Origin of the sequence: Stenotrophomonas sp. 2YAF22, assembly GCF_052114665.1 — a bacterium.
Classification (GTDB): Bacteria; Pseudomonadota; Gammaproteobacteria; order Xanthomonadales; family Xanthomonadaceae; genus Stenotrophomonas; species Stenotrophomonas indicatrix.
Genome location: NZ_JBFRFE010000174.1, coordinates 1 through 6,994 on the forward strand (window position 1 = coordinate 1; position 6,994 = coordinate 6,994).

A 6,994-nucleotide genomic window follows, 5' to 3' on the forward strand; every position below is an offset into this window, starting at 1 on the left:
GGGGTGTCCGCGGCATGGATGCCGCGGCCAAGCCCCCAGGGATGGGTTTACGGCGTCCCCTGCCAACCCATACCACCCCGGCCCACCCACAGCACCACGAAGCGCCAGCGCTCTGGCCGTTGCCGTTGCCGTTGCTGTTGCACCTGCTGCTGGCCTCTGCCTGCCGCAGGCATCGCCACCCGATACAATGACCGTCTGCCGCACGCCGGCATCCCATCTCCAGAGCCAAAGAGTTGCCCATGTCCATCGTCCGCATGACCGACCTCGACCTCTCCGGCAAGCGCGTGCTGATCCGCCAGGATCTGAACGTGCCGATCGAGAATGGCCGCATCACCTCCGAACAGCGCATCACCGCTTCCCTGCCGACGCTCAAGCGCGCGCTGGAGCAGGGCGCGGCGGTGATGGTCACCTCGCACCTGGGCCGCCCGAAGGAAGGCGTCTGGAGCGAAGCCGATTCGCTGGCGCCGGTGGCCGAGCGCCTGTCGGTGCTGCTGGGTCGCGAGGTGCCGCTGGTGCGTGACTGGGTCGACGGCGTCGACGTGCAGCCGGGCCAGCTGGTGCTGCTGGAAAACTGCCGCATGAACGTTGGCGAGGGCAAGGACGATGAAGCCCTGTCGAAGAAGTACGCCGCGCTGTGCGATGTGTTCGTGATGGATGCGTTCGGTACCGCGCACCGTGCGCAGGCGTCCACCCATGGCGTGATCCGTTTCGCCCCGGTCGCTGCCGGTGGCCCGCTGCTGATGGCCGAGCTGGATGCGCTGGCCAAGGCCCTGGATGCGCCGGCCAAGCCGCTGCTGGCCATCGTCGCCGGCAGCAAGGTCAGCACCAAGCTGGAACTGCTGGCCAACCTGGTCGGCAAGGTCGACCAGCTGATCGTCGGTGGCGGCATCGCCAACACCTTCATCGCGGCGGCCGGCTACAAGGTCGGCAAGTCGCTGTACGAACCGGACCTGCTGGATACCGCCCGGAAGATCGTGGCCGACGCCAAGGCGCGGGGTGCGGATATCCCGCTGCCGGTGGACGTGGTCACCGCCAAGCAGTTCCTGCCCGACGCGGCTGCCGAAGTGAAGGCCGTCGATGCGGTGGCCGAGGATGACCTGATCCTGGACATCGGCCCGCAGACGGCCGCGCAGTACGCACAGCTGATCGCCAAGGCCGGCACCGTGGTCTGGAACGGCCCGGTCGGCGTGTTCGAGTTCGAAGCATTCAGCAAGGGCACCGAAGCGCTGGCCCGCGCCATCGCCAGCTCGCCGGCGTTCTCCATCGCCGGTGGTGGCGATACCCTGGCCGCGGTCGACAAGTTCGATATCGCCCAGCAGGTCAGCTACATCTCCACCGGCGGCGGCGCGTTCCTGGAATTCCTGGAAGGCAAGACCCTGCCGGCGGTGGCTGCCCTGGCCGCGCGCGGCGCATGAGCGTCGATCCGCGGATGGATGGAGAAGAGCGTGCAACGCTCTTCTTCGACATGGACGGCACGCTGATCGATTCGGAAGTGGGCATCACCACCTGCATCGCCTATGCGCTGCAGAAGATGGATTACCCGGTGCCTTCGCAGGAAACGCTGCTGGGCTGGATCGGTCCGTCGCTGCGCACCACGTTCGCGCCGCTGTTCGGTGATGCCGAACGGGTGGAGCAGGCCGTGGCCTTCTATCGCGAGCGCTTCGACGTGGAAGGCTGGCGCGAGCACACGATCTATCCGGACATCGAAGTGGTGGTACGCGCGCTGCACGCACGCGGCCATCGCCTTGCGGTGGTCACCGCCAAGAACGAGCCGCATGCCCGCCGCATCGTCGAGCATCTGCCGTTCGGTGACCTGTTCGAGGACGTGATCGGTTCAACCCCGGATGGCTCGCGCAGCAGCAAGCCGCAGCTGGTGGGCGAGGCGCTGCATCGCCTGCGGCTGGCGCCGGAGTACTGCTGGATGATCGGCGACCGCCGCATGGACATCGAGGGTGCCCGTCACCACGGGCTGCGCAGTGTGGGCGTGCTGTGGGGCTTTGGTGGCGAGCAGGAGCTGACCGAGGCCGGTGCCGGGCAGCTGGCCCGTGATCCGGCGCAGCTGCTGGCCTTGCTTGCCTGAGTTGGACGATGCCGCGCGCCGGGCCTTGCCCGGCGGCGTTTCCGCTGCCATCGACCAGCGTATGTCCGGAACATGTCCGTGCGATGTCCCGCAGAGTCAGACAGCACAAGGCTGTAACCGTATACATGGGACGTGAAGGATGTGCTAATTTCCGTCCTTTAACGGGAGAGGCCCATCCATCATGTTCGAGCGTCAGCGTCGCACCAAGATCCTTGCCACCCTCGGTCCGGCTACCGATCCGCCGGGCGTGCTGGAGGATCTGTTCCGCGCCGGCGTCAACGTGGTGCGCCTCAACTTCAGCCACGGTGACCCGTCCGGCCAGGCCAAGCGTGCCGCCGATGTGCGCGCCGCCGCGCAGCGTGTGGGTGTGGAAGTGGGCATCCTGGCAGACTTGCCGGGCCCGAAGATCCGCATCGAGCGCTTCGCCGAGGGCAAGGTGCATCTCAAGGCCGGTGACCGCTTCGACCTGATCGCCAGCACCGATGCCGGCCCCGGCGATGCCACCCAGGTGGGCGTGAGCTACCTCGGCCTGCCGCAGGACGTGACCGCCGGTGACGTGCTGCTGCTCGACGACGGCCTGATGCAGCTGCAGGTGGTGGAAGTGCAGGGCGAGCGCATCATCAACACCGTGCTCAACGATGGTCCGTTGTCCGATCGCAAGGGCCTGAACAAGCAGGGCGGTGGCCTGTCGCTGGGCGCGCTGACCGAGCGCGACAAGGAACTGATCGGCATCGTCGCCAAGATCGGCGTGGATTTCATCGCCGTATCGTTCTGCCGCAATGCGCAGGACATGAACGATGCGCGCGAGATCGCCGAATCGCACGGCTGCTACGCCGCGCTGGTGTCCAAGATCGAGCGCACCGAGGCCATCGAGAACCTGGAAGAGATCGTCGACGCCAGTGACGTGGTGATGGTGGCGCGTGGCGACCTCGGCGTGGAAATCGGCGATGCCGAACTGCCGGGCCTGCAGAAGAAGATCATCAAGGCCTCGCTGGCACAGAACAAGGTGGTGATCACCGCAACCCAGATGCTGCAGTCGATGGTCGAAAGCCCGATCCCGACCCGTGCCGAAGTGCTGGACGTGGCCAACTCGGTCATCGACGGTACCGATGCGGTGATGCTGTCCGCCGAAACCGCCGCCGGTGCGTATCCGGTCAAGGCGGTCGAAGCGATGGCGCGCATCTGCCTGGGCGCCGAGCGCCAGTTCCAGACCGAGACCGACTTCGGCGCTTCGCCGCGCAACCTGGAACGTGCCGACCAGGCCATTGCCATGGCCACCATGTTCCTGTCCCAGCACGTGGGCGTGCGCGCGATCGTGGCGATGACCGAATCCGGTGGTACCGCGCGCTACCTGTCGCGTTTCCGTGCCTCGGCACCGGTGTTCGCGGTCACCCGCCACGACGGCGCCCGCCGGCAGATGGCGCTGATGCGCGATGTGTTCCCGATCAACTTCGACAGCCGCGGCTTCACCCCGCGCGAAGCCGCACGCGGCAGCATCCGCCTGCTGGTGGAGGGCGGCATGCTGCAGGCCGGCGACCGCGTCGTGTTCACCAGCGGTGAGCACATGGAAACCCACGGCGCGACCAATACCCTGCGCCTGCTGGAAGTGGGCGACGACGGCCGCGCCAGCGGTCTCGGCGACCTGTAAGACGTATCGCGTCGGGTCGGAGCCGCTACGCGGGTCCGACCCGGGGTCAGATCCCCGGAGGGGCTCTGACCCGATCCGGCAGGACATTTCCTGTCCCGCACAGACAGTGGAACCGGTTCCATCCGAGCCTCCACGTCGGGGCAACGGATAGCGGGGCTATACTTACGTTTTTCCCGCACCCGCCACAGGAAGTACATGAGCATCGAACAGCTGGCTGAAACCGCCCAGGCCATGGTTGCCCCGGGCAAGGGCATCATCGCGATCGACGAATCCACCGGTACCATCGCCAAGCGCTTTGCCAGCGTCGGCATCGAGAACACCGAAGAGAACCGTCGCGCCTACCGCGAACTGCTGCTGACCACGCCGAAGCTCAACGAGCACATTTCCGGCGCCATCCTGTACGACGAGACCATCCGCCAGTCGACCAAGGACGGCGTGCCGTTCGCCAAGTACATGTCCGACCACGGCATGATCCCGGGCATCAAGGTGGACAAGGGTGCGCACCCGCTGGCGGGCTGCCCGGGCGAGCTGGTCACCGAGGGCCTGGACGGCCTGCGTGAGCGCCTGCAGGAGTACTACAAGCTGGGCGCACGCTTCGCCAAGTGGCGTGCGGTCAYCAACATCGGCGAGAGCATTCCGTCGGGCACCTGCATCGAGTCCAACGCGCATGCGCTGGCCCGCTACGCCGCGCTGTGCCAGGAATGCGGCCTGGTGCCGATGGTCGAGCCGGAAGTGATCATGGACGGCGAGCACGACATCGAGACCTGCTACGAAGTCACCGAAGCCACCCTGCGTTCGCTGTTCGACGCGCTGTACCAGCAGAACGTGCTGCTGGAAGGCACCATCCTGAAGGCTTCGATGGTCATCTCCGGCAAGGGCTGCGACGAGCAGGCCGATGTCGAGGAAGTGGCCGAGTCGACCGTGATGTGCCTGAAGAGCACCGTGCCGGCGATCCTGCCGGGCGTGGTGTTCCTGTCCGGTGGCCAGAGCGATGAGCAGTCCACCGCCCACCTCAACGCCATGAACCAGATGGGCAACCTGCCGTGGCCGCTGAGCTTCTCTTATGGCCGTGCCATGCAGCAGGCGGCACTGAAGCTGTGGGGCAAGGACATGAAGGGCAACTACGCCGCAGCACAGAAGACCGTCTACGAGCGCGCCAAGGAAAACGGCCAGGCCGCGCTGGGCAAGTGGAACGGCTGATCCGTCGTTGCGCAGCATGAACTGAACAAGGCAGCGCCGGCATCACGCCGGCGTTTGCTTTTGCCGGTATCGTTGCCGCCTCCCGCACGCCAGGCCAGTGCGTGGGGCATACATGGAAGGCCAAGGAGAAAAAACATGCGTATCACAGCAATCACGCTGGCCGTTGCCACGGTGCTGGCTGTCGGCGGCTGCAACCGGCTGGGCGGCAGCACGGACGTGGGCAAGGCCCCCTCGCTGGAGTTCGACAAGCCGGTGTCCGGCGAAATCACCTCGCGCAGCGGCGTCAATTTCAACGATGGCAGCCACCATCAGCTGTACCAGCTGAAGCTGGAAGACAAGCAGCTGGTCGGCATCAAGCTGACCGGTGCGCTGCGCGGCTCGATCGCCGTGTTCAACAATGGCGTGCTGGTGGCCAGCAGCAACTCGGTTTACGAGCGCGGCAACGACGTCTCGCTGGCGTTCCGCGCCAACGGCACTGGCAGCTACCAGGTGGCCATCAATGCCGACGGCCCCTCCGCCTTCGGTCCGTACCGCCTACGCGCCGAGAAACTGGTGCCGTATGACGGCAAGCCGATGGTGGCCGAAGGTGAGATCGCCGACCTGCTGGTCTCCAAGTCGCAGGATTACACCCTGCAGGTGGACAAGGCGGGCATGTACGAAATCCGCCTGGAATCGAAGGCGTTCGATACAGTGCTGAAGCTGGATGGCAACGGCGTCCAGTCGGAGAACGACGATGGCGGTGATGACACCAATTCGCGCATCGGCATGCCGCTGGAACCGGGCAAGTACACCCTGCGCGTGCGCAGCCTGGATGAAGACAGTACCGGCGCTTTCAAACTGACGGCCAAGCGCACCGAGCTGCCGGCCAACATGGTCATGCGTGATGGCACCTCCCTGCCGAACACCGGCAGTGTGTTTGCCATGCTCGATGGCGAAGGCCGCCGCCGCTTCCTGCTGAGCCTGCCGCGTGCGGCCGATGTGCGCCTGGACGCGATTTCCAGCCAGGTGGATACGGTACTGCGCGTGGTCGGCGGCGACGTGGAGCTGGTCAATGACGATGGTGGTAACGGCACCAACGCACGCGTGGAAGAATCGCTGCCGGCCGGCCACTACACCGTGGACGTGTCCAGCCTGAGCGATGAAGCGGGCATGGTGGAAGTACGCGTGCAGATCGACGGCGCCGCTTCGGCCGCTGCATCAGCTGCTGCTGCGGCGACCGCCGATGCCGCCGTTGAAGCGACGGACTGACGCCACTGCAACGGATGCAAACGAAAAGGCCGGGCAATGCCCGGCCTTTTTTTTCCACATCCGTCGTTGTTTCAATGCGCCGGCACGAAGCCGGTATCGCCCAAGGGCGACAGCAGCGAACCGCGCCCGCTGTCGGCGACCTGGCCTGCGGCCGACAGTGCCTGCTGGTAGGCCTTGGCGGTCGCCGTGTTGAACGCCACCAGCACGATCCGCATCGGCTGGGCGTGGCTGCGCTGCCAGGCGAGTGTTTCGGTGACCGCGATCTGTGCGGCCTGGTACAGCGGATAGCCATACACACCRCAGCTGATGGCGGGGAACGCGATCGACTGCAGGTTCAGTGATTCGGCCAGCTGCAGCGACTTCCAGTAGCAGTTCGCCAGCAATGCCGGTTCGTCGCGCTGGCCATCGTGCCAGACCGGACCGACCGTATGCAGTACGTGTCGTGCCGGAAGCGCATAGGCATCGGTTGCGCGCACCTCACCGGTCGGGCAGCGCACACCGGGGCGCAGCTCCGGCAGACGCTCGCACTCGGCCAGCAGGCCAGGGCCGGCCGCACGATGGATGGCGCCGTCGACACCGCCGCCACCGAGCAGTGATTCATTGGCCGCGTTGACGATCGCATCCACCGCCAGGGCCGTGATGTCGCCCTGCCACACTTCGATCTTCATGCGTCCGTCTCCTGCCTGTAGTTGTTGCRCGCCGTGCCCACGCTGGCTGCACCCGCATCTTGCGGGACAGGGCATCGATGCTGCGTCATGACCGTCTCATGCACTGCGATCCGCGCTGTTCATGCACGATGGCTGGCGGCGCCTTATCGA

Annotated in this window: 6 protein-coding genes; 5 read left to right on the top strand and 1 reads right to left on the bottom strand. The window is 66.0% G+C overall.

The features are described 5' to 3' along the window. Positions 1-239 precede the first annotated feature (239 nt). The 5 genes from AB4Y84_RS08995 (at position 240) to AB4Y84_RS09015 (ending at position 6,176) form a co-directional block, all read left to right on the top strand. Positions 240-1,415 (top strand): phosphoglycerate kinase, encoded by a 1,176-nt coding sequence (locus AB4Y84_RS08995; protein ID WP_025874255.1) that lies wholly within the window; start codon positions 240-242, stop codon positions 1,413-1,415. Continuing rightward, the gene (locus AB4Y84_RS09000; protein ID WP_442244424.1) at positions 1,412-2,080 is read left to right on the top strand and encodes an HAD hydrolase-like protein; all 669 of its coding nucleotides are present in this window, start codon (positions 1,412-1,414) and stop codon (positions 2,078-2,080) included. The genes AB4Y84_RS08995 and AB4Y84_RS09000 overlap by 4 nt, the downstream gene beginning before the upstream one ends. A 181-nt stretch (positions 2,081-2,261) precedes the next feature. After that, positions 2,262-3,728 (top strand): pyruvate kinase, encoded by a 1,467-nt coding sequence (gene pyk, locus AB4Y84_RS09005; protein WP_025874257.1) that lies wholly within the window; start codon positions 2,262-2,264, stop codon positions 3,726-3,728. Positions 3,729-3,923: 195 nt separating this feature from the next. Then, the gene (locus AB4Y84_RS09010) at positions 3,924-4,928 is read left to right on the top strand and encodes a class I fructose-bisphosphate aldolase (RefSeq protein ID WP_442250018.1); all 1,005 of its coding nucleotides are present in this window, start codon (positions 3,924-3,926) and stop codon (positions 4,926-4,928) included. A 135-nt stretch (positions 4,929-5,063) separates the two neighbouring features. After that, entirely contained in the window at positions 5,064-6,176 is a 1,113-nt protein-coding gene (locus AB4Y84_RS09015; protein WP_442244423.1) for an ABC transporter substrate-binding protein, read from the top strand. 71 nt (positions 6,177-6,247) lie between these two features. Here the strand turns inward: AB4Y84_RS09015 and AB4Y84_RS09020 are convergent, their stop codons facing one another. Then, positions 6,248-6,844, bottom strand: a complete 597-nt coding sequence (locus AB4Y84_RS09020) for an O-acetyl-ADP-ribose deacetylase (protein WP_025874259.1) — start codon at positions 6,842-6,844, stop codon at positions 6,248-6,250. Between the last annotated feature and the right edge of the window lie 150 nt (positions 6,845-6,994).

Coding starts and splice junctions, on each gene's coding strand:
- AB4Y84_RS08995 (WP_025874255.1), top strand. CDS start 240: ATGTCCATCGTCCGCATGACCGACCTCGACCTCTCCGGCAAGCGCGTG.
- pyk (WP_025874257.1), top strand. CDS start 2,262: ATGTTCGAGCGTCAGCGTCGCACCAAGATCCTTGCCACCCTCGGTCCG.
- AB4Y84_RS09000 (WP_442244424.1), top strand. CDS start 1,412: ATGAGCGTCGATCCGCGGATGGATGGAGAAGAGCGTGCAACGCTCTTC.
- AB4Y84_RS09015 (WP_442244423.1), top strand. CDS start 5,064: ATGCGTATCACAGCAATCACGCTGGCCGTTGCCACGGTGCTGGCTGTC.